Below are 23,824 nucleotides of genomic sequence, written 5' to 3'. Positions count from 1 at the left end.
CCACCACAGAGCGGAGGACTCAGAGCATGGCCGGCGCGATGCGCAAGATGGCGGTCTACCTCGGCCTCGTGGAGGACGATGGGTACGACGGCAGGGGATTCGACCCCGACGACGACTTCGAGCCCGAACTCGACCCGGAGCCCGAGCGGGACCACCGCCGGCATGAGCCGGTGCACCAGTCCCACCAGTCACATCAGTCACATCAGTCCCAAAGGGATGAATCGGTACGAGTGGTGCAGCCCCCGGTGCAGCGCGAACCGGTGTCGCACGCCACTTCGCTCCCCGCGGAATCGGTGCGACCCGCCCGGATCGCGCCCGTGGCGTCCATCACACAAGAACGTTCGAGTCTGGAGAAGAACGCACCGGTGATCATGCCCAAGGTCGTGTCCGAGCGAGAGCCTTACCGGATCACCACGTTGCACCCGCGGACCTACAACGAGGCCCGTACCATCGGGGAACACTTCCGTGAGGGCACCCCGGTGATCATGAATCTGACTGAGATGGACGACACAGATGCGAAGCGACTTGTCGACTTTGCGGCCGGTTTGGTGTTTGGTCTTCACGGCAGCATCGAGCGGGTGACGCAGAAGGTGTTCCTGTTGTCGCCTGCTAACGTCGATGTCACGGCGGAGGACAAGGCCCGTATCGCAGAGGGCGGGTTCTTCAACCAGAGCTGAGACACAGGACCGGAGCAAGGCGTGGAACAGGGGAGAGGGAAGCACGGATCATGAGCGTGGTTTGGCAAGTGCTCTGGATCGCTCTGATGTGTTTCCTCATCGTGCTGATCTTCCGGTTGGTCATGGACTACGTGTTCCAGTTCGCCCGCTCGTGGCAACCCGGCAAGGCCATGGTGGTCGTTCTGGAGGCCACCTACACTGTCACTGATCCACCGCTCAAGCTTCTGCGGCGGTTCATCCCGCCGCTGCGTCTCGGGGGCGTGGCGCTCGACCTGTCCTTCTTCGTACTGATGATCATCGTCTACATCCTGATCAACATCGTGGGTGGACTTGCGAGTTGACTGTGGACGATCCGGTCTTGCCGACTGCCGATGACTACGTTGAGGTGAAGAGATGCCGTTGACCCCCGAGGACGTGCGGAACAAGCAGTTCACGACCGTCCGCCTCCGAGAAGGCTATGACGAGGACGAGGTCGATGCCTTCCTCGATGAGGTCGAAGCCGAACTGACGCGCCTGCTCCGCGAGAACGAGGACCTGCGCGCCAAACTGGCCGCGGCCACGCGTGCTGCTGCCCAGAACCAGCAGAACATGCGCAAGCCTCCGGAGCCGCAGGACCAGCAGCAGGGCGGTATGCAGCAGGGCGGCATGCAGCAAGGTGGCATGCAGCCGGGCGGTATGCAGCAACAGGGCGGTATGCAGCAGCAGGGTATGCGCGGTCCCGGTGGACCCGTACCCGCCGGCATATCGGGCCCGCCGCAGCAGATGGGGGGCCCCATGGGTGGCCCGCCCCAGCTGCCGAGCGGCGCCCCGCAGCTGCCCGCGGGCCCCGGTGGCCAAGGGCAGCAGGGTCCCGGCCCGATGGGTCAGGGACCGATGGGCCAGGGCCCCATGGGTCAGGGCCAGATGCAGCCGCAGATGGGCCAGGGCCAGATGGGCCAGGGTCCCATGGGCGGCCAGCCTCCCATGCAGCAGATGGGTGGCCCGATGGGCGGCCCCATGGGCGGTCCGATGGGCGGCCCCGGTCAGGGTCCCGGTGGCGACAGCGCCGCGCGGGTGCTCTCGCTGGCCCAGCAGACCGCCGACCAGGCGATCGCCGAGGCCCGTTCCGAGGCCAACAAGATCGTCGGTGAGGCCCGTAGCCGCGCCGAGGGTCTGGAGCGGGACGCCCGTGCCAAGGCCGACGCGCTGGAGCGGGACGCGCAGGAGAAGCACCGCGTCGCGATGGGCTCCCTGGAGTCCGCCCGCGCCACGCTGGAGCGCAAGGTCGAGGATCTGCGCGGCTTCGAGCGCGAGTACCGTACGCGTCTGAAGTCGTACCTGGAGTCGCAGCTGCGTCAGCTGGAGACCCAGGCGGACGACTCGCTGGCTCCGCCGCGCACCCCGGCGACCGCGTCTCTGCCGCCGTCCCCGGCGCCTTCCATGGCCCCGGCCGGCGCGAGCGCCCCGTCGTACGGCGGGAACCCGGGTGGCATGGGTGGAGGCATGGGCGGCGCCCCCGCTCCGGCCGCGCCCTCCTACGGCGGTCAGCAGCAGATGTCGCCGGCCATGACCCAGCCGATGGCTCCGGTCCGGCCGCAGGGTCCCTCTCCGATGGGGCAGGCTCCCTCGCCGATGCGTGGGTTCCTCATCGACGAGGACGACAACTGACGAATACTGGTACGCCGTAGGCGTCGGCAGCGTTCAGGGCGGGGCCCCGGATTTTGATCCGGGGCCCCGCCCTTTCGCTGCGCTGGCTTGAGCCGGGCGCCTACGGGGGTGCCGTGTTGTGTCTGGTGGCGGGTGCGGGTGCGGGTGCGTTGTGGCTGGTCGCGCAGTTCCCCGCGCCCCTGGGAGGGCGCGGGGAACCGGGGGTCATGCCTTGCGCAGGCGGAACGTCAGCGACAGGCCCTCTTCGGCGAAGGGATCGCCGTAGGTGCCGTCCGCCTCTCCCTGGGCGAAGTCCGTCGCGAGGACCTCGTCCGCGATCAGGGTCGTGTGCTCGGTCAGCGCCGCGGTCACCGCCGGGTCCGTGGCCGTCCAGCGGAGCGCGATGCGGTCGGCGACGTCGAGGCCGCTGTTCTTGCGGGCCTCCTGGATGAGGCGGATCGCGTCACGGGCCAGGCCCGCCCGGCGCAGCTCCTCCGTGATCTCCAGGTCCAGCGCGACCGTGGCGCCCGAGTCGGAGGCCACCGACCAGCCCTCGCGAGGGGTCTCGGTGATGATGACCTCGTCGGGGGCGAGGGTGACGGTCTCGCCGTCGACCTCGACCGAGGCCGTGCCCTCGCGCAGGGCGAGGGACAGGGCGGCGGCGTCGGCGTTCGCCACGGCCTTGGCGACGTCCTGGACGCGCTTGCCGAACCGCTTGCCCAGAGCCCGGAAGTTGGCCTTGGCGGTGGTGTCCACCAGGGAGCCGCCGACCTCGGAGAGCGAGGCGAGTGAGCTGACGTTCAGCTCCTCCGTGATCTGCGCGTGCAGCTCGGGGTTCAGGGCGTCGAAGCCCGTCGCGGCCACCAGGGCGCGTGAGAGGGGCTGGCGGGTCTTGACGCCCGACTCCGCGCGCGTGGCGCGGCCCAGCTCCACCAGGCGGCGCACGAGGACCATCTGCCTCGACAGCTCGGGGTCGATCGCGGAGAGGTCGGCCTCCGGCCAGGCGGCCAGGTGCACCGACTCGGGGGCGCCCGGGGAGACGGGCACGATCAGGTCCTGCCAGACCCGCTCGGTGATGAACGGGGTCAGCGGGGCCATCAGCTTCGTGACCGTCTCGACGACCTCGTGCAGGGTGCGCAGCGCGGCCTTGTCGCCCTGCCAGAAGCGGCGGCGCGACCTGCGGACGTACCAGTTGGACAGGTCGTCGACGAACGCCGAGAGGAGCTTGCCGGCGCGCTGGGTGTCGTAGGCCTCCAGGGCCCCGGTGACCTGGTCGGTGAGGGCGTGCAGCTCCGAGAGCAGCCAGCGGTCCAGGACCGGGCGGTCGGCCGGGGCCGGGTCCGCCGCGCTGGGCGCCCAGTTCGACGTACGGGCGTACAGGGCCTGGAAGGCGACCGTGTTCCAGTACGTGAGGAGCGTCTTGCGGACGACCTCCTGGATGGTGCCGTGGCCGACGCGGCGGGCCGCCCAGGGGGAGCCGCCGGCCGCCATGAACCAGCGGACGGCGTCGGCGCCGTGCTGGTCCATGAGCGGGATGGGCTGGAGGATGTTGCCCAGGTGCTTGGACATCTTGCGGCCGTCCTCGGCGAGGATGTGGCCGAGGCAGACGACGTTCTCGTACGACGACTTGTCGAAGACCAGGGTGCCGACGGCCATCAGCGTGTAGAACCAGCCGCGGGTCTGGTCGATGGCCTCGCTGATGAACTGGGCCGGGTAGCGGGACTCGAAGAGTTCCTTGTTCTTGTACGGGTAGCCCCACTGCGCGAACGGCATCGAACCCGAGTCGTACCAGGCGTCGATGACCTCCGGGACGCGCGTGGCCGTGCCGCCGCAGCCGTCCTGGGGGCAGGGGAAGGTGACCGCGTCGATGAACGGGCGGTGCGGGTCCAGCCCGGACTGGTCGGTGCCGGAGAGCCGGGACAGCTCCTCCCGGGAGCCCACGCAGGTGAGGTGGTTCTCCTCGCAGCGCCAGATCGGCAGCGGGGTGCCCCAGTAGCGGTTGCGGGACAGCGCCCAGTCGATGTTGTTGGTCAGCCAGTCGCCGTAGCGGCCGTGCTTGACCGAGTCCGGGAACCAGTTGGTCTTCTCGTTCTCCTGGAGGAGACGGTCCTTGACGGCGGTGGTGCGGATGTACCAGGACGGCTGCGCGTAGTAGAGGAGCGCGGTGTGGCAGCGCCAGCAGTGGGGGTAGCTGTGCTCGTACGGGATGTGCTTGAAGAGCAGGCCGCGCTGCTGGAGGTCCTCGGTGAGCTGTTCGTCCGCCTTCTTGAAGAAGACGCCGCCGACCAGGGGGACGTCCTCCTCGAAGGTGCCGTCGGGACGGACCGGGTTCACCACGGGCAGGCCGTACGCGCGGCAGACCTTGAGGTCGTCCTCACCGAAGGCGGGGGACTGGTGGACCAGGCCCGTACCGTCCTCGGTCGTGACGTATTCCGCGTTGACGACGAAATGCGCTGCTTCCGGGAACTCCACGAGCTCGAACGGACGTTGATAGGTCCAGCGCTCCATCTCGGCGCCGGTGAAGGTCTGACCGGTGGTCTCCCAGCCCTCGCCGAGCGCCTTGGCGACGAGCGGCTCGGCGACGACGAGCTTCTCGCTGCCGTCCGTGGCGACCACATAGGTGACCTCGGGGTGGGCGGCGACCGCGGTGTTGGACACCAGCGTCCACGGCGTGGTCGTCCACACCAGGAGCGCGGCCTCACCGGCGAGCGGACCGGAGGTGAGCGGGAAACGGACGAAGACCGAGGGGTCGACGACCGTCTCGTAGCCCTGCGCCAGCTCGTGGTCCGACAGGCCGGTGCCGCAGCGGGGGCACCAGGGGGCGACGCGGTGGTCCTGGACGAGCAGACCCTTGTCGAAGATCGTCTTCAGCGACCACCAGACCGACTCGATGTACTCGGGGTCCATGGTGCGATAGGGGTCCTGGAGGTCGGTCCAGTAGCCCATGCGGGTCGTGAGCGCCTCGAAGGCGTCGGTGTGCCGGGTCACGGACTCGCGGCACCTGGCGTTGAACTCGGCGATGCCGTACGCCTCGATGTCCTTCTTGCCGTTGAAGCCGAGCTCCTTCTCGACCGCCAGCTCCACGGGGAGGCCGTGGCAGTCCCAGCCGGCCTTGCGGGCCACGTGGTAGCCGCGCATCGTGCGGAAGCGGGGGAAGACGTCCTTGAAGACGCGCGCCTCGATGTGGTGGGCGCCCGGCATGCCGTTGGCGGTGGGCGGGCCCTCGTAGAACACCCACTCGGGGCGGCCCTCGGACTGCTCCAGGCTCTTGGCGAAGATCTTCTGCTCGCGCCAGAAGTCGAGCACCGCGTGCTCGAGGGCGGGCAGGTCCACCTGGGCGGGTACCTGGCGATACGTCGGCTCTGTCATGAGCGGGCTTCCTCCAACGGACGTGCTGCCTTCCGTCGGAGGGACGAGAGCTTCGATCCTTCGTACGCCGTGTGCGGCGCGCTCCCGCGGTACCACCCTCCTTGGCTCCCCTGTGCGCCGTACGCGCCGGTGAGCCCCCTCATTGGGGTCGCGATACCGGGTCTACTCGCCGTGCCCCAGGGCGTGCGGCAGGGGCTGCGGCTTTCTTCCGGCGGCTCCGGGGTGATCTTCACATCGCGCTCGCCCCCGGGCTTCCACCGTCCCCGGGTCGCTCTGGGCTGCGTCCGACGCTACTCGTCCCCATCCACGCTTCTCGCTCCGCCCAGTGTACGGCGCCGCACGGACGGCGGCGGACCGGTTTTCCGGGGGCCGTGGGAGGGGTGGGGCGGGCCTTTCGGCGGGGTCGGCGGCCGGGGGCGCGGTGACCTGCGGGGTGACCCGAATGGAGCGGGTCGGGCGTCCGGATCCTGGGACGACCGGCGGGGCGGAATACCCGGCGGGGAGCTGGGCACAACGCTTGCAGGCTCGCCGCGCGCGGTCGTGGGGCGGGTGGAATGGGTGGTCCGCCCCGTTGCCGCGGGACTCGGGTCGATTTATCGTCCCAGCACGATTCGCGTGCAAGATCACAATATGTGAAGGGGCCGCGGCCATGGTGGCGAAGAAGACCGCCGTACAGCAGTCGGCGTCCGGCAGATCCGCGGTGGCCGCCGGCGGCGGGGACGGCGGCGACGAGGGCGAGAAGGCCGCGGTGGTGAAGGCGGCCGGCAACAAGACGGTGGCGAGGAAGGCGACGGCGAAGAAGACGGTGGCCGAGAAGGCGGCGGCGAAGAAGGCGACGACGAAGAAGGCGGTGGCCGGGACGGCCGCGGCCGAGGGGGCGGTCGCCGGGAAGGCGCCTGCGAAGAGGGCCGCGCCAAAGAAGGCGACGGCGGCCGGGAAGAGTACGACGGCCGGGAAGAGTACGACGAAGAGCGTGGCCAAGAGCCCCTCTGCCAAGAAGAGCACGGTCAAGAAGGCGGGCGCGGCCGAGGCCGCCGAGACGACGGGAGCCACGACGGTGGTTGCGAAGAACACTCCTGGTACGGCTACGGCGGCGAAGAAGAAGCCCTCCGCCGTCCCCAAGGCACGGCCCGCCGCGGTGGAACCCGGCGAGCTGGCGGTACGCCCCGGCGAGGACCCCTGGAGCCCGGACGAGGTGGCCGAGGCCCGCACGGAACTGCAGTCCGAGGCGATGCGGCTGCGGACCGAGCTGGAGGCCTCCGAGCGCGCCCTCACGGGCCTGATGCGGGACTCCGGGGACGGTGCCGGCGACGACCAGGCCGACACCGGGGCGAAGAACATCACCCGTGAGCACGAGCTGTCGCTCGCCCACAACGCGCGCGAGATGCTCGACCAGACCGAGCGCGCCCTGGAACGGCTCGCCTCGGGCACCTACGGGCTCTGCGAGAACTGCGGCAATGCGATCGGAAAGGCACGGATGCAGGCATTCCCCCGGGCCACACTCTGCGTGGAGTGCAAGCAGAAGCAGGAACGCCGCTAGCGATCTCCGCCTGAGCCCCTGGTCCGCGCAGGTCGTGTCGTACCTTTGTCCTCAGTCAGGAACCTAGGTTGAGGGACTCACGTGGCAGAGGCGGAGCGCATCATCGGTACGCCGGACATTCCAGACGCGACGGGGGCCGACCCGGAGCAGTCCGACGGCGGGAACGGCGCGGTGGAGGAGCGGGCCGACGCGGGCGCGCGCCCGCGCGGCAAGCGCCGGATCGCCGTGCTGTTCGGGGTCGCCGCGCTGGCGTACGCGCTCGACCTGGTCAGCAAGATGATCGTGGTCGCGAAGCTGGAGCACCACGAGCCGATCGAGATCATCGGGGACTGGCTGAAGTTCGAGGCGATCCGCAACGCGGGCGCGGCCTTCGGCTTCGGCGAGGCCTTCACGATCATCTTCACGGTGATCGCGACGATCGTGATCGTGGTGATCGCCCGGCTCGCCCGCAAGCTCTACAGCCTGCCCTGGGCGATCGCCCTCGGACTGCTGCTCGGCGGTGCGCTGGGCAACCTCACCGACCGGATCTTCCGCTCGCCGGGCGTCTTCGAGGGCGCGGTCGTCGACTTCATCGCGCCCAAGGGCTTCGCGGTGTTCAACCTCGCGGATTCGGCCATCGTGTGCGGCGGCATCCTGATCGTGCTGCTGTCGTTCCGCGGGCTCGACCCGGACGGGACCGTCCACAAGGACTGACGCCGGTCCACAAGGACTGACGCCGCTCGTGCGGGGCCGGTGGGCGCCTTGAGTTTCGGTGGGCACCTTGAGTTATCCACAGGCGCGGTCAGGGGTGAGTCACCCGTCCGGCATACTCGACGGGTGAGCACGATTCCCGAGATCCGTACCCTGCCCGTGCCCGACGGCCTGGAGGGCGAGCGTGTCGACGCCGCCATCTCCCGCATGTTCGGCTTCTCCCGTACCAAGGCCGCCGAGCTGGCCGCCGCGGGGAAGGTCACGGTCGACGGGTCGGTGGTCGGCAAGTCGGAGCGGGTGCACGGCGGGGCCTGGCTGGAGGTCGAGATGCCGCAGGCGCCCGCGCCGGTGCAGGTCGTCGCCGAGCCGGTCGAGGGCATGGAGATCGTGCACGACGACGACGACGTGGTCGTGATCGTCAAGCCGGTCGGTGTGGCCGCGCACCCCAGCCCCGGCTGGTCCGGGCCGACCGTCATCGGCGGGCTCGCCGCCGCCGGGTACCGGATCTCGACGTCCGGCGCCGCCGAGCGCCAGGGCATCGTGCACCGGCTCGACGTGGGCACATCCGGCCTCATGGTGGTCGCCAAGTCGGAGTACGCGTACACGTCCCTGAAGCGCCAGTTCAAGGAGCGGACCGTCGACAAGCGGTACCACGCGCTGGTGCAGGGCCACCCCGACCCCACGAGCGGCACCATCGACGCGCCCATCGGACGGCACCCGAACCACGACTACAAGTGGGCCGTCACCGCCGAGGGCAAGCCGTCGGTCACGCACTACGACCTGATCGAGGCGTTCCGCGCCGCCTCCCTGCTCGACATCAAGCTGGAGACCGGGCGCACCCACCAGATCCGCGTCCACATGTCTGCCCACCGGCACCCGTGCGTCGGCGACCTGACGTACGGCGCCGACCCGACGCTCGCCAAGCGGCTCGGCATCACCCGCCAGTGGCTGCAGGCCGTCCGGCTCGGCTTCGAGCACCCCGGGGACGGCAGCTGGGTCGAGTTCGAGAGCGACTACCCCGCGGATCTGCAGAAGGCCCTCGACAAGGTGCGCGAGGAGACGTACGCGTGAGTCCCGCGCCGGTGCCCTACGAGGTGCGCGTCGCCGATGACCCCGGCGACCGCGAGGCGTGCTTCGCGGTGCGCAAGGAGGTCTTCGTCGTCGAGCAGGGGGTGCCGGAGGACCTGGAGTACGACGCGTACGACGCCGGGGCCGTGCACGTCCTCGCGGTACGGGACGACGGGGTGCCCCTCGGGGCCGGGCGGCTGCTGTACGGGGAGGCCGCCGCGGGCAAGACCGGTGGGGCGTCCGGGGTGGGGTCCCTGGGGCGGCTCGCGGTCGTGGCGGAGGCCCGGGGGCTGGGCGTCGGGGTCGCGCTGGTGCGGGCCGTCGAGGAGGCGGCCCGGGAGCGTGGGCTGACCGCGGTGGACCTGGGGGCGCAGACACACGCGCTGGGTTTCTACGAGCGGTTGGGGTATGCGGCGTACGGACCGGAGTTCCTGGACGCGGGGATACCCCACCGCGCGATGCGGCGGAGGCTTTAGCGTTCGGCGGTGCGGGTGGGGCACCCTGGGCATTCGGTCGTTCGTGATCGTCTAGCACCAGCGGAGCGCCCCCATGGATCAGTTGGCCCTGTTCTTCGTCCTGTTGGTCGGGGCCGTGGTCAGTGTGCCGGTGGGGGAGCGGCTGAAGCTGCCGGCGCCGGTGCTGATGACGTTGCTCGGTATCGCGCTGGCCATCCCGGGGTTCGTGCCCAATGTGGAGATCCCGCCCGACCTCATCCTGCCGCTGCTGTTGCCGCCGCTGCTGTACGCGGCGGTCCGGCGGACCTCGTGGCGGCAGTTCACGGCGAACGTGCGGCCGATCCTCCTGCTGGCCGTGGCACTGGTGTTCGTGACCACCGCCGCGGTGGCCGCCATGGCGCAGGCGATCGTGCCCGGCCTGCCGATCGCGGCGGCCGTGGCGCTCGGCGCGCTCGTGGCGCCGCCCGACCCGGTGGCGGCGACGGCCGTGGCCGGGCAGCTCGGGCTGCCGCGCCGGCTGGTGTCGATCCTGGAGGGCGAGGGACTCTTCAACGACGTCACCGCCATCGTGCTGTACCACGTCGCCATCGCGGCCGTCGTCAGCGGATCCTTCTCCTGGCCGAAGGCCGCGCTGCAGCTGGTGCTGTCGGCGGTCGTCGCCCTCGCCGTGGGGTTCGCGCTCGGCTGGGCCGCCAACAAGCTGATGGACTTCCTGGAGGACGCGACGCTGCAGATCGGCCTGACCCTGCTCGTGCCGTACGCGTCGTACGTGATGGCCGAGGAACTGCACGGGTCGGGGGTGCTCGCGGTGCTCACGACCGCGCTGTTCCTCGCGGAGTACGCGCTCGGCGCGGACGACGTCCTGACGCGGCTCGCCGGGCACACCGTCTGGGACGTCGTGGACACACTGGTCACCGGCGTGGCGTTCGGGCTGATCGGGCTGGAGCTGCACAACGCGATCCGTACGGCGTCCGGGCGGTGGCCCGAGATGCTCGGCTGGGCGGCGGCCGTGGTGGCCGTCGTGGTGCTCGTACGGCTGGTGTGGCTGCTGCCGGCCGCGTGGCTCGCGCGGCGGTGGCACGCGAAGCGGGACTACGACGAGGAGATCCCGATGTCGTGGCGCGAGACCGTGGTGATGTGGTGGTCGGGGATGCGGGGGGTGGCGTCCGTGGCGCTGGCGCTGGCGGTTCCGCTGGAGACGGACAGCGGGGCGCCGTTCCCGGACCGGGACGAGATCGTCTTCATCGCGTTCGGGGTGATCATGGCGACGCTGGTGCTGCAGGGGCTGACCCTGCCGCGGCTGGTGCGGTGGCTGGGGGTGCGGGCGGACGAAGGGGTGGAGAAGGAGTTCGAGAAGGAGTTGGCCGTGCGGGCGGCGAAGGCGGCGAAGCGGCGGCTGAAGGAGATCGAGGAGGTGGAGGAGCTGCCGGAGGAGATGTCCGAGCGGTTGCTGCGGCGGGCCTTCGAGATCGGGGTGCGGATCAGTCCGGAGGTGGGGGAGGACGAGCGGCGGGAGGGGCATGAGCAGCGGGTGCGTCGGCTTCGTCGGCTTCGGCGGATCCAGGGGGAGATGTTGAGTGCGGCTCGGCACGAGGTGCTGGCGGCGCGGAGTGAGCCGGGGGCGAATCCGGAGGTGGTGGATCGGGTGCTTCGGCATCTGGATGTGCGCAGCTTGCGGTGAGTTGGTGGGTGCGGGTTGTGGGGGGTGGCCGTTGAGTGGTCTCCCACCCGCGCACCGCCCGTCACTCCCTGGTGGAGGAGTGCGGGTTTCCTGTGGGGGTTCGCCTCGTCGGCGGCTGCGGATCGTGGGTGGTCCCGGCGGCGGGGGAACCGGGTGGGTGAACGTCGTGGCGCCCGGCTGTGTGGAGGACACCGAGTTCTTGGGCGGGCCGGTGGAAGGCGCGCGGCCGGCCCGGCTCGTCGGGGAGACCTCGACGGGGCGGGCCGGTGCGCCTGCGGACGTCGGCGAGACGCTGTACTGGCTTGCCTCACCCGGTGCCGGACACGTCATCGCGCAGGTCGTCCAGGTCAACGGGGGCGCGGAGCGCGGACGCTGAGGTTCCGTGGGCCCCGCGCGCCCCGTTGCATCCCCGGCTCATCCCCGGCCCGTCGACCTCGGTGGCTCGTGGACGCGGCTTCGGTTGGCGCGGGGGATCGTGCCGTCCCGGTGGGCGTTGGGGTGGGTCGGGGGCAGGACCGCGTCGGCGGTGTTGACGCGGGGGAGGGCGTAGGGGTGGGTCTCGGTGAGCCAGTGGATGAGCTGTTCGCGGACGGTGACGCGGACGGTCCACAGGTCGTCCGGGTCCTTGGCGGTGACCAGGGCACGCACCTCCATGGTGGAGGGCGTCGAGTCGGTGACGGTCAGGTCGTAGTGGCGGCCGTCCCAGGCGGGGCAGGAACGCAGGATGTCGCGGAGCCGGTCGCGCAGCGCGGGCAGCGGCGCGGCATGGTCGACGTGCAGGAAGACCGTGCCCGTCATCTGGGCGCCGCCCCGGGACCAGTTCTCGAACGGCTTCGAGGTGAAGTACGAGACCGGCATCGTGATGCGGCGCTCGTCCCAGGTGCGGACCGTCAGGAAGGTGAGGGTGATCTCGTCGACCGTGCCCCACTCGCCCTCCACGACGACCACGTCACCGAGGCGGACCATGTCGCCGAAGGCGATCTGCAGCCCGGCGAAGAGGTTGCTCAGCGTGGACTGCGCGGCGATACCGGCGACGATGCCCAGCAGCCCGGCCGAGGCCAGCAGCGAGGTACCGGCCGCGCGCATCGCCGGGAACGTCAGCAGCATCGAGGCCACCGCCACCACACCGACGATCGCCGCGACCACCCGCATGATCAGCGTCACCTGGGTCCGCACCCGGCGTACCCGGGCCGGATCGCGGTGCGCGCGGGCGTAACGGCTGTACGTCGTCTCCACGACCGCCGCCACGATCCGGATCACCAGCCAGGCCGTCGCGCCGATCAGCACCAGCGTCAGGGTGCGGCCGACGGCGGTCCGGTGCTGCTCCAGCAGCTGCGCCTCGTCGTACGACGCTCTGAGGAAGGCCGCGCACAGGACCAGCTGGTAGGGGATGCGACCACGGCGCAGCAGGCCCCACAGAGGTGTCTCGTGGTGGCGCTCGTCCGCTTTGCGCAGCAGCAGGTCGGTCGCCCAGCCGATGAGCAGCGTGAGGACGACCGAGCCGCCGATGACGATCAATGGCCGGAGTAGATTCTCCATGCCTTCGAACGTAACCGGCCGCGCGGGGTCATGAACATGTGACTTCGGCCGCCCTCTGGGTACGCGCGCGGTGCCGGTCGCCGGACCGGTCGCCGGACGCGTTGTCGGACCCGGCTGGCACCATGGCCCCATGAACATCGTGCTCTTCCACTCGACCTACGGTCTGCGGCCCGCGGTGCGCGCGGCGGCCGACCGGCTGCGCGCCGCCGGACACGAGGTGTGGACCCCCGACCTCTTCGCCGGACGGACGTTCGACACGGTCGAGGAGGGCATGGCCTTCAACCAGGAACTGGGCAGAGAGGAACTGCTGAAGCGGGCGGTGCTGGCCGCCGCGCCCTACTCGGAGCGAGGGCTCGTCTACGCCGGGTTCTCGCTCGGTGCCGCCACCGCGCAGACCCTCGCCCTGGGCGACAAGAACGCGCGCGGGCTGCTGCTTCTGCACGGCACGTCGGACATCGCCGCCTCCGCGTCCGTGGACGAGCTGCCCGTGCAGCTGCACATCGCCGAGCCCGACCCCTTCGAGCCGGACGACTGGCTGAGCGCCTGGTATCTGCAGATGCGCAGGGCGGGCGCGGACGTCGAGGTCTACCGGTACGCCGGCGCCGGTCATCTCTACACCGACCCCGAGCTGCCCGACTACGACGAGGAGGCCGCCGAGGCCACCTGGCGGGTGGCCCTCGGCTTCCTGGAGACTCTGTAGCCGCCCTTGATCTATACGGGGTCGTACGTCCGTTCCACCTTCTGGGTCCCGGTCCGCGTGCGGTACGAGCGCGCCCAGGAGGACGTCGCGCCGGCCTTCGTACGGTCGGACAGGACGTAGAAGTCCATCTGCGCCCGCGCGGCGGTGATGTCCAGGACGCCGTAGCCGTGCCGGTCGGTGTCGACCCAGTGGACGTGCCGGTTGGCGGCGCGGATCAGCGGGGAGGCCAGCGCGGAGACCGTGCCCTCGGGGACCTTGACGAGGTCGTCGAGGTTGTCGGAGGTGACCGAGGTGACCACGAACTCGGTCGCGGCGGAGGCCGACAGCGGGTACGTACCGGCGTTGACCGGTACGTCGTTGGCCCATGCCATGTGGATGTCGCCGGTGAGGAAGACCGTGTTGCGGATCGCGTTCTCCCGCAGATGGGCGAGGAGTTCGCGGCGGTCGTCGGTGTAGCCGTCCCACTGGTCGGGGTTGAGGGCGAGGCCCTCCTTCGGCAGTCCGAGCAGCTCGGCGAGGGGTTCGAAGAGGTCGGCGGTGAGGTTGCCGAGGGCGAACGGGGCGATCATCACCGAGTTGCCGACCAGCCGCCAGGTCGTGTCGGAGGACTTCAGCCCGGCCTTCAGCCAGTCGAGCTGGGCCCGGCCGGTCAGCGTACGGTCCGGGTCGTCGACCTCGCCGTCGCCGACGCCCACCTGCTGCGAACGGTAGGAGCGCAGGTCGAGGAGCGAGAGGTCGACGAGCTTGCCGAAGCGCAGCCTGCGGTAGGTGGTGCCCGCGAGCGCCGGGCGCACCGGCATCCACTCGAAGTACGCCTGCTTGGCCACCGACTGACGGGCCGCCCAGCTGCCCTCCGTGCCCTCGGTGTGGTTCTCGGCGCCGCCCGACCAGGCGTCGTTGGCGATCTCGTGGTCGTCCCAGATGGCGACGACCGGCGCCGCCGCGTGCAGGGCCTGGAGGTCCGGGTCGGTCTTGTAACGGCCGTGCCGGACGCGGTAGTCGGCGAGGGAGAGGATCTCGTGGGTCGGCGCGTGCGGCCGTACGACCTTGTCGCGGGTGCCGTACTCGCCGGTTCCGTACTCGTAGATGTAGTCGCCGAGGTGCAGCCACGCGTCCAGGTCGCCGCGCGCCGCGAGATGGCGGTAGGCGGCGAAGTAGCCGCCCTCCCAGTTGGCGCAGGAGACCACGCCGAAGCGGAGGCCGGTGGTGGCGGCGTCGGGGGCCGGGGCGGTGCGGGTGCGGGCGGCGGGCGAGTCGGTGCCGCCGGCCGAGAAGCGGAACCAGTAGTCCGTGGCGGGCGCGAGGCCGCGTACGTCCGCCTTCACGGTGTGGTCGGACGCGACGGACGCGGTCGTCGAGCCCTTGGCGACGATGTTCGTGAACGCCTTGTCCCGGGCGATGGTCCAGCCGACCTCGATGTCCGGGCCGAGCCCGGAGCCGGGTATCGCGGCGGCGGTGGGCGTCACCCGGGTCCACAGCAGGACACCGTCGGGCAGCGGGTCACCGGAGGCGACGCCGTGCAGGAAGGCGGGGGTCTCGGCCGCGCGCGCGGGTATCGCGGCGGCCAGCGGGGCCGCGAGGACGGCCCCGGCCGTGGCCGCCTTGACGACCGTACGGCGGCTCGGGGCGGCCGAACCCGTGGGCCGGGCGGGGGAGTCGGGGCAACCGGAGCTGGAGTGAGATCTGCGACTGGTCACGGCGGATGAGATTACTGATCGGTAGCGTCGGGGGTAAGGCGGTAGCCCGGAATCCGCTCAATGTTCAGGCAGGCGTGCGCTGTTCGTAGGCTAGTCGGCCGGAGAACAGCGCGGCGGCTGGCGCGGGAGCCGGGGGTTCGTGATCGGTCGATGGGCCGCGATGGGGCGGTGGGCCCGCGATGGGGCGGTGGGCCCGCGATGGGGCGGCGGGCCCGCGCGGGTCGGCGGTGGGTGGCTGTCGGTCATCGACCGTCGGTCACGGCTGTCGGTCACCGGCAATCGGCCGCGGCTGTCGGGCACCGGCCGTGCGTCACGGGGCGTCGGCGTACCGCCTGGCCAGGGCGATCAGGGCGGCGCGGTCGGGGCGGCCGGTGCGTTCGCGGAGGCTGGCGAGGTGTTTCTCGACGGTGCGCGGGGAGAGGAACAGGTGCTCGGCGATCTCCTGGTTGCCGAGCCGGGCGCCGAGCAGCCGCAGCACCTCGTACTCCCGGGCGGTCACCCCGGCGCGCCGCAGTTCCGGTGGGATCGTGTCGTGGCCCTGGCGGCGGCGCGGTACGGGGGCGCCCGCGTCGCGCAGCAGGGCCCGGCAGGCGGCCGCCACCCGGGTCGTGCCCCGCTCGTGGAAGAACTGCTCGGCGGTGCGCAGCCATTCGACGGGCCGGCCCCAGCCGTCGGCCAGTGCGGCCTGGGCACCCAGACGCAGACAGAGGTGGGCGGCAAGGGGCGTGGCGGCGGTCCCGGCCAGCGCCTCCTCCGCCGTCTTGGCGGCCTCGGCGGCCCGGCCCTCGCGGCCCAGCAGCACGGCCCGGGACCAGCCGGCGAAGGGCCGGTCCCAGTGGACCTGGGTGAGCCGGTGGGTGCCGGGGCCGTCCAGTTCGGCCCAGTCGGCCGTACCGCGCAGGGTGCGCAGCAGGAGGTACGGGCCGAGGAACCCGGTGACGCCGCCCGTGCTCGGGAGTGCCCGCATCACGCCGTCCGCCTCGGTGAACTCGGCCAGCGCGCGGTCGGCTTCCTCCCGCAGCAGGGAGCAGATGCCCTGGGCCCAGCCCCACACGGAGGTGTCGGCGTAGCCCCAGAGCGCGCCGGCGCTCCGCCCGGCGAGCGCGCGCTCCAGCGTGCGCAGGGTGGCGTCCAGCTTCTCCCGTTCCCCGAGCGAGGCGGCGATGATGCCGTCCACGCCGGCGCCGATCAACTCCACCTCGCGCAGCCGCAGTCGGCGTGCCGTCGACCGGAGCCGGCGCGCGGACTCGGTGGCCCGGTCGTGTTCGTCGCGCAGGATGTGGGCGAGGGTCAGATGCATGTCGGCCCAGGCCGTCATGAGCACCGCGCCGGTCTCCTCGGCGGCCCCGCGCGCGGCGAGCAGCCGGTCGGTGCCGGTGAAGCGGACCCGGTCGAGCACCCCCAGCTCCAGCAGGCCGCGGATCCGCCACACCGGCAGCGCATGGGCCTCGGCGGTGGCGACCAGCCGGGCGAACGCGTCCTCCGCCCCGTCGAGGTCCCGGGGCCGCAGGCAGTAGCCGAGCATGTTCAGCGCCTTGCACGCCACCTCCGGCAGGCCCACCTCCTCGGCGGTCGCGACGGCGCCCTCGGCGAGCGCCCGCGCGCTCTCCAGGCGGTCCGGGCGCTGGGAGTTGAGCACCAGATGGGCGGCGACGGCGTCCAGGGCGGCGCGGGACGCCGGGTCGGGCGTGTCGCCGAGCAGGTCCCTCGCCTGCCGTACGGCGGTCAGGCCCTCCTCCCACTGCTGGGCGGTCGCGGCGGCCCGTGCCCGCGTCAGAAACCCGGCCGCGCGTCGGCCGGCCGGCGCGCCCGACACCGTCAGGACCCGGTCCAGCCGGTCCCCGAGTTCGGGTACGCGCCGTACGTCACCGGTGAGGACCAGCGTGCCGAGCAGTTCCTCCAGCAGCCGGGCCACCGCCTCCGGTGGTGCGTCCGGTGTGTCGGCGGTCAGTTCCAGACCTCGGTCGAGCAGTTCCACGGCGGTGAGCAGAGCCCCGCGCGCGACCGCCTGTCGCCCGGCCCGGGTGAGCAGTACGGCGGCCCGCGCGGGGCGGCCACCGGTGACACACAGCTCCGCCGCGAGCCGGTACAGGTCGTCGGTGGCATCGGTGGCATCGGTGGCATCGGTGGCATCGGTGGCATCGGTGGCGAGGGGGTGGTGCGGGGCGGCGGGGTCCGCCGGGGTGGAAGCGCGGGTGTGGTGCGGGGTCGGCGTGTCGGGGGTCGCGGTGTCGGCCGGTTCCGGGCGTGTCGGGCGGTCGATCGCGTCCGCCGCCGCCAGACAGAGGGAGGCCCGTTCGGCGGGGAGGAGGCGGTGGGTGATGGCGTCGGCCGTGAGGGCGTGGCGGAAGGTGTGCCAGCCGGGGTCGGACGGGGTCGTGGCGTCGGAGACGAGGTGGGCACGGGCCGCGTGGCGAAGCTGGGTGAGGGCGGTGGTGTGGTCCAGGCCGGCGGCGCGGGCGGCGATGTCCACGGGGAAGCGTCTGCCGAGGACCGCCGCCGCCTCCAGCAGGGCGATGCCCGCCGGGTGCAGCTGGTCCACGCGTTGCAGCACGGCGGCGGCGACGGTCGCGGGCACCCCGGCGTCCAGCGAGCCCGTCACCGTCCAGCGGCCGGCCCCGTCCCGGACGAGACCGCCGCCGTCGACCATCGCGCGCAGCAGTTCCTCCACCACGAAGGGGACACCCTCGGAGACGGTGTGCAGCCGGTCCAGCACCGCCGCCGGGACGTCCTCGGCGGTGTCATGCCCCAGACACCGCGCCGCCAGCTCGGCGGTGCCGGCCGGTCCGAGCCGGGCGAGCCGGACCGTACGGGCCGTACGACGGGAGGTGGCGGCCCCGGCGAGGTCGAGCGCCGGGCCGGACTCACCGCGCAGGGTGGCCAGCAGGACGGCCCGCTGACCGGCGAGGTTGTCCGCCAGATAGTCGACGATGGCGAGCGTGTCGGCGTCCGCGTCGTGCAGGTCCTCCAGCACCAGGACACAGCCGTCGCCACGGCCGAGGACGTGCAGGAGCCGCAGCACCGCCTCGGCGTATCCGACGAGCGGTGCGCCGTCCTGGGGTGCCAGCCCGCACAGCCGGGACAGCAGCGGCTCGTAGAGGCCCAGGTCCCCGCCCGAGGGCGCGCCGTCGCCCCGTAATCCGGAGAACACCGCCTCCGCCAGCGGGCGCAGGGGCAGCGCGCGCCCGGCGGACGCGGCCCGCCCGCGCAGCACCCGCGCTCCGGCGTGCGCGGCGGCGGACGCGGCCTCCTCGACGAGCCGGGACTTGCCGATGCCGGGCTCGCCCAGCACGAACACCGACGAGCCGCGCCCCTCCCGGGCCGCCCGGACGGCGGCCGTCAGAAGCTCCCGCTCCGCGGCCCGGCCGACCAGGGCGGGCGACGACAGCGACGAGAACGACGACAACTCCCGGCCCCCTGCGCCCTGTTGGGCTGGTCGTGGCAACCCTCGAATGCGCCTTCGAGGCGCGTAACAGCGTAGCCCCCAGTTTCACAGGGCCCGCACAACTACATGGGGGATCTTCCCCGATACCCGGGGGCCCGGCGTCCGGCACGCTTCTGTCTCGGCAGGGCAGGGGGGACAGGGCATGGCCCGGGGGAACATGCCCTGCCTGCTTCTTCTTCTTTCGGCAGGGAGGTCGTCAATGCAGCGTGCCCGGATATGGGTCGCCGCGGGAGTGCTGGGTGCGGTCCTGTGCGGGTGTTCGTCACCCGGCGGCACCACTGGCAGCGGGAGCAGCAGCGGCAGCGGGAGCGGCGGCGGTTCGTCGTCGGCCGGAGCCGCCGCGGACGCACCGGAGGTGCCGGTGACCACCCAGGACCTGGAGCGGGTCTGCACGGACGGGCTCGGTTTCGCGGGGCTGCCGCCCTACGACCGTACGAAGAAGACCGTGCACCCGGCACAGCTCATGAACAGCACCGGGGACGGCTGGACGAGCGGTGTGCCCCTCGACGGCGACTTCCCCAAGGGCTGGTTCCTCGGCTACGAGGACAAGCCCGAACAGGCCGAACTGGTCGTCTGTGTCGAGCGCACCAAGGCCACCGCGACCGGCAAGGTCTGCGACATGGAGGCCGACGGCAAGCCACTGAAGATCAAGACGTACAACACCTCCTACCGGCTGCGGGTCGTCGAGGCGCGCACCGGCAAGGAGCAGTACAGCCACAGCGGCAAGGTCGAGTCCGACGAGTGCCCGGTCTACATCTTCACCTCGGACGGCGAGGACGCCGACAAGTACTACAACGAGGTCAGGTCCGAGGACTACCGGGGGCGCGTCAAGCCGTACATCGCGCCTTAGGGGGTCCTGACAGACGGACGGGCGGGTGCTCCGGACGGCCTCCGGGAGCACCCGCCCGTTCAGGTGCGTTACTTGGTGACGCCCGCGTCCTTGAGCGCCGTCTCCCAGTCCGCGACCGAGGACGGGTTGGTGATCGTCTTGTCGTTGATCTTGATGGTGGGGGTCGACTCGACCCCGTCGGCGTCGTCGAAGGACTTGCTCATCCTCATCGCCCAGGCGTCGTAGGTGCCCTTCTCGACGGCGTCCTGGAACTTCTTGTTGTTCTTGAGCGCGTCGACCGTGTTCGCCACCTTGATCAGATAGCTGTCCTCGGCGAACTCGTCGGTCGACTCCTCCGGGTGGTACTTCGCCGAGTACAGCGCGGCCTTGTAGTCGAGGAAGGCCTCGGGGCTGACGTTCAGCGCGGCGCCCATCGCGCTCAGCGCGTTCTTCGAGCCCTCACCGGTGAGGTTGCCGTCGAGGAAGGTGCCGAGGGTGAAGGAGAGCTTGTAGTCGCCGTCCTCCATGCCCTTGTCGACCGTCTCCCCGACGGTCTGCTCGAAGCTGGCGCAGGCCGGGCAGCGCGGGTCCTCGTACAGGTGGACCACGTTCTTGGTCGTGGAGTCGCCGATCAGCACCGTGGTGCCGTTCTTGCCCGAGGTGTTGGCCGGGGCGACCACCGTGGCGTCGGCGGCCTCCTCCCACTTGGTGGGCTTGTTGTTCTGGACGACGGCGTAGCCGATGCCGCCGGCTATCGCCAGCACCGCGACGATCGAGGACGCCACGATCGCCTGCCGCCTGACCTTGGCGCGCTTGGCCTGGCGCTCGCGCTCCAGACGCAGCCGCTCACGGGCCGCCGACTTCGCCGCGTTGCTGTTCCGCTTGCTCATGGTGGGTGAACTCCCTGCAGGACGCGCACACGTGGTGCGCGGAGAAATGGGTGGTGGAGGACGTGCTCGTGCTCAGCAGGCGGTCACGCGAAGGCGACCGGGGTCACGCGAAGGTGACCGAGCACGGCGGTCCACGCCGTCCCAGGGAGTGCGCGAAGAGAAGGGTGCGCGCGCCGGCCGTACGGTGCGAGGTGCGCCTCGGCCGCTGCTCCGCCGGGGCGGGCCGCACCATGACCGCGGCGACCGCGATCAGCAGCGGCCGGAAACCGGCGGCGACCGCGGCCTCCAGCAACTGGGCCAGCGCCCGCTCGCCCCGCCGCAGCCAGGCGGCGGCCAGCAGGCCCACGGCGATGTGCGCGGCGAGCAGCAGCCAGACGGCGGCCGGACCGGCGCCCGCGAGCAGCACCCCCGCCCGCTCGGAGCCCCCGGCGACCCGCGCCAGCGGAGCGCCGACACTGCCGCCGCCGCACAGCATGTCCAGCCCGACCTGCCGCAGCGGACCCGTGACGGGGCCGCCCGCCTCGCCGTAACAGGCGTGCTGTCCCGCGGTGAAGACCGTGTCGGCGGCCAGCTCCAGCGGGATCAGCACCCCGGCGATCCGCCCGAAGCCGCGTTCGCGGCCGGCCAGCGCGTAGGCGACGAGGAAGACGGCGGCGGCGATCACGGCGACGGTGGTGAACGGCAGCGGGACCCCGGACAGCAGCACGTGCGACGCGGTGCCGAGCGTCACGACGACCGCCGTGAACAGCGCCGCGCGTACGGCTCTGAAGTGGGTCCCGGATATGTCCATGGCGTCGAAGAGTCTCCCACGCCCACCCGTAAGGGACCCCTAAAAGGTCCCTGTGAGTGGGCGATGCCTCATTTCCCGGCGGTGGTCCGCCGCGGGGGTCAGTGGTTGCGCAGACCGGGGATCCGGCCGTTGCGGAACAGGTCCACGAAGATCTGGTGGTCCGCACGCGCGCGTGCCCCGTACGCGTGGGCGAAGTCGACCAGGAGCGGCGCGAAGCCCTCCTCGTCGGCCGCGATCGCCGCGTCGATGGCCCGCTCCGTGGAGAACGGCACCAGGGACTGCCCCGTCAGGTCGTCCGCCGCCGCGTGCATCGTGGCCGTGGCCCGGCCGAGGTCGGCGACGACCGCCGCGATCTCCTCCGGGTCGTCGATGTCGCTCCAGTCCAGGTCCACCGCGTACGGCGACACCTCGGCGACCAGCTGCCCGGCGCCGTCCAGCTCGGTCCAGCCCAGCCACGGGTCCGCGTGCGCCTGCAGCGCGCGCTGGGAGATCACCGTGCGGTGGCCCTCGTGCTCGAAGTAGTCACGGATCCGCTGGTCGGTGATGTGCCGGGAGACGGCCGGGGTCTGGGCCTGCTTGATGTAGATCACCACATCGTTCTCCAGGGCGTCGCTCTGCCCCTCCAGCAGGATGTTGTACGACGGCAGGCCCGCCGAGCCGATACCGATGCCCCGGCGGCCGACGACGTCCTTCACCCGGTACGAGTCCGGGCGGGTCAGGGACGACTCCGGGAGTGTCTCCAGATAGCCGTCGAAGGCGGCCAGCACCTTGTAGCGGGTGGCCGCGTCCAGCTCGATGGAGCCGCCGCCCGGCGCGAAGCGGCGCTCGAAGTCACGGATCTCCGTCATCGAGTCCAGCAGACCGAAACGGGTCAGCGAGCGGGCGTCGCGCAGCGCGTCCAGCAGCGGGCCCTGGGCGGTGTCCAGCGTGAACGGGGGCACCTCGTCCCGCTTGGCGCCGGTCGCTATGGCGTGGATCCGCTCGCGGTAGGCGGCCGCGTAGGTCTCCACCAGCTCGGTGATCTGCTCGTCGCTGAGCGCCTTCGCGTACCCGATGAGCGCCACGGAGGCCGCGAAGCGCTTCAGGTCCCAGGTGAAGGGGGCGACGTAGGCCTCGTCGAAGTCGTTCACATTGAAGATCAGGCGGCCCGTGGAGTCCATGTACGTGCCGAAGTTCTCCGCGTGCAGATCGCCGTGGATCCACACGCGCGAGGTGCGCTCGTCGAGGTAGGCCCCGTCGGCCTTCTCCTCGTCCAGGTCCTTGTAGAACAGGCACGCCGTGCCCCGGTAGAACGCGAAGGCCGAGGCCGCCATCTTCCGGAACTTCACGCGGAACGCGGCCGGGTCGGCGGCCAGGAGCTGGCCGAAGGCGGTGTCGAAGACGGCGAGGATCTCCTCGCCGCGTCGCTCGTCGTTGAGCTGCGGAACCGACATCGCTGGGTGCCTCCTGGTGGATCACGGGTGGGTCGACTTCTCAACGTGCGAGGGCGCGCGGTAGTGCCCGCGACTCCTCCCCGAAAGGTACGGGGGAGACCCCTCGCGGTGTCAGTCCCGAGGCATAGACTTCGACGCTGTCCCCCAGACTGTCCGCAGCCCGTGGGGAAGTCGTTCACGCCTGTTTCCCCTGTGTCCCCTGGAGGCCGAAGCCGTGTCAAAGCCGCCGTTCACGCACCTGCACGTCCACACCCAGTACTCGCTGCTGGACGGTGCCGCGCGGCTCAAGGACATGTTCAACGCGTGCAACGAGATGGGCATGACCCATATCGCCATGTCCGACCACGGCAACCTCCACGGGGCCTACGACTTCTTCCACACCGCGAAGAAGGCCGGCGTCACCCCGATCATCGGCATCGAGGCCTATGTCGCCCCCGAGTCCCGGCGCAACAAGCGCAAGATCCAGTGGGGCCAGCCGCACCAGAAGCGGGACGACGTCTCCGGTTCGGGTGGTTACACCCACAAGACGATCTGGGCGGCGAACAAGACGGGTCTGCACAACCTCTTCAAGCTCTCCTCGGACGCGTACGCCGAGGGCTGGCTGCAGAAGTGGCCCCGGATGGACAAGGAGACCATCTCCCAGTGGTCCGAGGGGCTCATCGCCTCCACCGGCTGCCCCTCCGGCGAGCTCCAGACCCGGCTGCGCCTCGGCCAGTTCGACGAGGCGGTGAAGGCGGCCTCCGAGTACCAGGACATCTTCGGCAAGGACCGCTACTTCCTGGAGCTGATGGACCACGGCATCGACATCGAGCACCGGGTCCGCGAGGACCTGCTCCGGGTCGGCAAGAAGCTCGGCATCCCGCCGCTGGTCACCAACGACTCGCACTACACGTACGCGCACGAGGCGACCGCCCACGACGCCCTGCTGTGCATCCAGACCGGCAAGAACCTCTCCGACCCGGACCGCTTCAAGTTCGACGGCACCGGCTACTACCTGAAGTCCACCGACGAGATGTACGCCGTCGACTCCTCGGACGCCTGGCAGGAGGGTTGCGCCAACACCCTGCTGGTCGCCGAGCAGATCGACACCTCCGGCATGTTCGAGGCCAGGAACCTCATGCCGAAGTTCGACATCCCCGAGGGCTTCACGGAGGTCACCTGGTTCCGCGAGGAGACCATGCGCGGTATGCACCGCCGCTTCCCGGACGGCATCCCGGACGACCGCATGAAGCAGGTCGAGTACGAGATGGACACCATCATCTCGATGGGCTTCCCGGGATACTTCCTCGTGGTCGCCGACTTCATCATGTGGGCCAAGAAGCAGGGCATCGCCGTCGGCCCCGGCCGAGGTTCCGCCGCCGGCTCGATCGTCGCGTACGCCATGGGCATCACCGA

18 protein-coding genes and 1 pseudogene are annotated in these 23,824 nt (G+C 71.2%); 12 read left to right on the top strand and 7 right to left on the bottom strand.

The genetic code is table 11. The features are described 5' to 3' along the window. The first annotated feature begins 26 nt into the window (after nucleotides 1-26). The 3 genes from ACZ7MG_RS33025 to ACZ7MG_RS33015 are packed head-to-tail and all read left to right on the top strand — an operon-like array spanning nucleotide 27 to nucleotide 2,324. Complete coding sequence (locus ACZ7MG_RS33025; RefSeq protein ID WP_471394460.1) at nucleotides 27-677, top strand: cell division protein SepF; 651 nt, start codon at nucleotides 27-29, stop codon at nucleotides 675-677. A 50-nt stretch (nucleotides 678-727) separates the two neighbouring features. Then, nucleotides 728-1,018, top strand: a complete 291-nt coding sequence (locus tag ACZ7MG_RS33020; protein WP_471394462.1) for a YggT family protein — start codon at nucleotides 728-730, stop codon at nucleotides 1,016-1,018. Nucleotides 1,019-1,070: 52 nt separating this feature from the next. Next, on the top strand, nucleotides 1,071-2,324 hold the full coding sequence (locus ACZ7MG_RS33015) for a DivIVA domain-containing protein (protein ID WP_471394464.1): 1,254 nt from the start codon (nucleotides 1,071-1,073) through the stop codon (nucleotides 2,322-2,324). Nucleotides 2,325-2,528: 204 nt separating this feature from the next. Here the strand turns inward: ACZ7MG_RS33015 and ileS are convergent, their stop codons facing one another. Continuing rightward, nucleotides 2,529-5,672: an isoleucine--tRNA ligase gene (gene ileS, locus ACZ7MG_RS33010; protein WP_471394466.1), complete on the bottom strand. Its 3,144-nt coding sequence runs from the start codon at nucleotides 5,670-5,672 to the stop codon at nucleotides 2,529-2,531. 649 nt (nucleotides 5,673-6,321) lie between these two features. Here ileS and ACZ7MG_RS33005 point away from each other — a divergent pair. From ACZ7MG_RS33005 to ACZ7MG_RS32980, 6 genes and pseudogenes are all read left to right on the top strand, one after another. After that, nucleotides 6,322-7,212 carry a TraR/DksA family transcriptional regulator gene (locus ACZ7MG_RS33005; protein WP_471394468.1) on the top strand — a complete coding sequence of 297 codons (891 nt, stop codon included), beginning with the start codon at nucleotides 6,322-6,324 and terminating at the stop codon, nucleotides 7,210-7,212. A gap of 81 nt (nucleotides 7,213-7,293) precedes the next feature. Then, nucleotides 7,294-7,905 carry a signal peptidase II gene (gene lspA, locus ACZ7MG_RS33000; RefSeq protein WP_471394470.1) on the top strand — a complete coding sequence of 204 codons (612 nt, stop codon included), beginning with the start codon at nucleotides 7,294-7,296 and terminating at the stop codon, nucleotides 7,903-7,905. A gap of 123 nt (nucleotides 7,906-8,028) precedes the next feature. Next, complete coding sequence (locus ACZ7MG_RS32995) at nucleotides 8,029-8,973, top strand: RluA family pseudouridine synthase (protein WP_060885031.1); 945 nt, start codon at nucleotides 8,029-8,031, stop codon at nucleotides 8,971-8,973. Continuing rightward, nucleotides 8,970-9,446 (top strand): GNAT family N-acetyltransferase, encoded by a 477-nt coding sequence (locus ACZ7MG_RS32990; RefSeq protein ID WP_471394473.1) that lies wholly within the window; start codon nucleotides 8,970-8,972, stop codon nucleotides 9,444-9,446. The genes ACZ7MG_RS32995 and ACZ7MG_RS32990 overlap by 4 nt, the downstream gene beginning before the upstream one ends. A 73-nt stretch (nucleotides 9,447-9,519) precedes the next feature. After that, nucleotides 9,520-11,106, top strand: a complete 1,587-nt coding sequence (locus ACZ7MG_RS32985; protein WP_471394475.1) for a Na+/H+ antiporter — start codon at nucleotides 9,520-9,522, stop codon at nucleotides 11,104-11,106. A 157-nt stretch (nucleotides 11,107-11,263) separates the two neighbouring features. Next, nucleotides 11,264-11,482 (top strand): annotated as a pseudogene (locus tag ACZ7MG_RS32980) (SDR family oxidoreductase); the annotation flags it as partial. 38 nt (nucleotides 11,483-11,520) lie between these two features. Here the strand turns inward: ACZ7MG_RS32980 and ACZ7MG_RS32975 are convergent. Continuing rightward, complete coding sequence (locus tag ACZ7MG_RS32975; protein ID WP_471394477.1) at nucleotides 11,521-12,645, bottom strand: mechanosensitive ion channel family protein; 1,125 nt, start codon at nucleotides 12,643-12,645, stop codon at nucleotides 11,521-11,523. 70 nt (nucleotides 12,646-12,715) lie between these two features. On the opposite strand from ACZ7MG_RS32975, the gene ACZ7MG_RS32970 reads away from it, so the two are divergent. Further along, nucleotides 12,716-13,345: a dienelactone hydrolase family protein gene (locus ACZ7MG_RS32970; RefSeq protein WP_471394480.1), complete on the top strand. Its 630-nt coding sequence runs from the start codon at nucleotides 12,716-12,718 to the stop codon at nucleotides 13,343-13,345. Between the two features lie 11 nt (nucleotides 13,346-13,356). Here ACZ7MG_RS32970 and ACZ7MG_RS32965 read toward each other — a convergent pair whose 3' ends face one another. Both ACZ7MG_RS32965 and ACZ7MG_RS32960 read right to left on the bottom strand, forming a co-directional pair. After that, the gene (locus ACZ7MG_RS32965; RefSeq protein WP_471394483.1) at nucleotides 13,357-15,042 is read right to left on the bottom strand and encodes an alkaline phosphatase D family protein; all 1,686 of its coding nucleotides are present in this window, start codon (nucleotides 15,040-15,042) and stop codon (nucleotides 13,357-13,359) included. Between the two features lie 310 nt (nucleotides 15,043-15,352). Next, nucleotides 15,353-18,448 carry a helix-turn-helix transcriptional regulator gene (locus ACZ7MG_RS32960; protein ID WP_471394485.1) on the bottom strand — a complete coding sequence of 1,032 codons (3,096 nt, stop codon included), beginning with the start codon at nucleotides 18,446-18,448 and terminating at the stop codon, nucleotides 15,353-15,355. 238 nt (nucleotides 18,449-18,686) lie between these two features. Here ACZ7MG_RS32960 and ACZ7MG_RS32955 point away from each other — a divergent pair, with 238 nt between their 5' ends. Next, the gene (locus tag ACZ7MG_RS32955; RefSeq protein WP_471394488.1) at nucleotides 18,687-19,337 is read left to right on the top strand and encodes a hypothetical protein; all 651 of its coding nucleotides are present in this window, start codon (nucleotides 18,687-18,689) and stop codon (nucleotides 19,335-19,337) included. 68 nt (nucleotides 19,338-19,405) lie between these two features. Here the strand turns inward: ACZ7MG_RS32955 and ACZ7MG_RS32950 are convergent, their stop codons facing one another. From ACZ7MG_RS32950 to ACZ7MG_RS32940, 3 genes are all read right to left on the bottom strand, one after another. Then, nucleotides 19,406-20,206: a DsbA family protein gene (locus tag ACZ7MG_RS32950; RefSeq protein WP_471394491.1), complete on the bottom strand. Its 801-nt coding sequence runs from the start codon at nucleotides 20,204-20,206 to the stop codon at nucleotides 19,406-19,408. Between the two features lie 103 nt (nucleotides 20,207-20,309). Beyond that, nucleotides 20,310-20,996, bottom strand: a complete 687-nt coding sequence (locus ACZ7MG_RS32945) for a hypothetical protein (protein WP_471394494.1) — start codon at nucleotides 20,994-20,996, stop codon at nucleotides 20,310-20,312. A gap of 98 nt (nucleotides 20,997-21,094) precedes the next feature. Further along, nucleotides 21,095-22,429 carry a DUF2252 domain-containing protein gene (locus tag ACZ7MG_RS32940; protein ID WP_471394497.1) on the bottom strand — a complete coding sequence of 445 codons (1,335 nt, stop codon included), beginning with the start codon at nucleotides 22,427-22,429 and terminating at the stop codon, nucleotides 21,095-21,097. A gap of 214 nt (nucleotides 22,430-22,643) precedes the next feature. Between ACZ7MG_RS32940 and ACZ7MG_RS32935 the strand changes: the two genes are divergently transcribed. Continuing rightward, the coding region (locus ACZ7MG_RS32935; RefSeq protein WP_471946340.1) for a PHP domain-containing protein at nucleotides 22,644-23,824 on the top strand (1,181 nt) is incomplete at its 3' end.

This window comes from Streptomyces sp. NPDC107538 (assembly GCF_055657445.1).
This window is presented reverse-complemented; position numbering and strand designations above follow the sequence as displayed.

Excerpts from the sequence above, each read along its gene's own strand:
- ileS (WP_471394466.1), bottom strand. The coding sequence starts at position 5,672 with ATGACAGAGCCGACGTATCGCCAGGTACCCGCCCAGGTGGACCTGCCC.
- ACZ7MG_RS32940 (WP_471394497.1), bottom strand. The coding sequence starts at position 22,429 with ATGTCGGTTCCGCAGCTCAACGACGAGCGACGCGGCGAGGAGATCCTC.
- ACZ7MG_RS33020 (WP_471394462.1), top strand. The coding sequence starts at position 728 with ATGAGCGTGGTTTGGCAAGTGCTCTGGATCGCTCTGATGTGTTTCCTC.
- ACZ7MG_RS33015 (WP_471394464.1), top strand. The coding sequence starts at position 1,071 with ATGCCGTTGACCCCCGAGGACGTGCGGAACAAGCAGTTCACGACCGTC.
- ACZ7MG_RS32950 (WP_471394491.1), bottom strand. The coding sequence starts at position 20,206 with ATGAGCAAGCGGAACAGCAACGCGGCGAAGTCGGCGGCCCGTGAGCGG.
- ACZ7MG_RS32975 (WP_471394477.1), bottom strand. The coding sequence starts at position 12,645 with ATGGAGAATCTACTCCGGCCATTGATCGTCATCGGCGGCTCGGTCGTC.
- ACZ7MG_RS33005 (WP_471394468.1), top strand. The coding sequence starts at position 6,322 with ATGGTGGCGAAGAAGACCGCCGTACAGCAGTCGGCGTCCGGCAGATCC.
- ACZ7MG_RS32985 (WP_471394475.1), top strand. The coding sequence starts at position 9,520 with ATGGATCAGTTGGCCCTGTTCTTCGTCCTGTTGGTCGGGGCCGTGGTC.
- ACZ7MG_RS32955 (WP_471394488.1), top strand. The coding sequence starts at position 18,687 with ATGCAGCGTGCCCGGATATGGGTCGCCGCGGGAGTGCTGGGTGCGGTC.
- ACZ7MG_RS33025 (WP_471394460.1), top strand. The coding sequence starts at position 27 with ATGGCCGGCGCGATGCGCAAGATGGCGGTCTACCTCGGCCTCGTGGAG.
- ACZ7MG_RS32945 (WP_471394494.1), bottom strand. The coding sequence starts at position 20,996 with ATGGACATATCCGGGACCCACTTCAGAGCCGTACGCGCGGCGCTGTTC.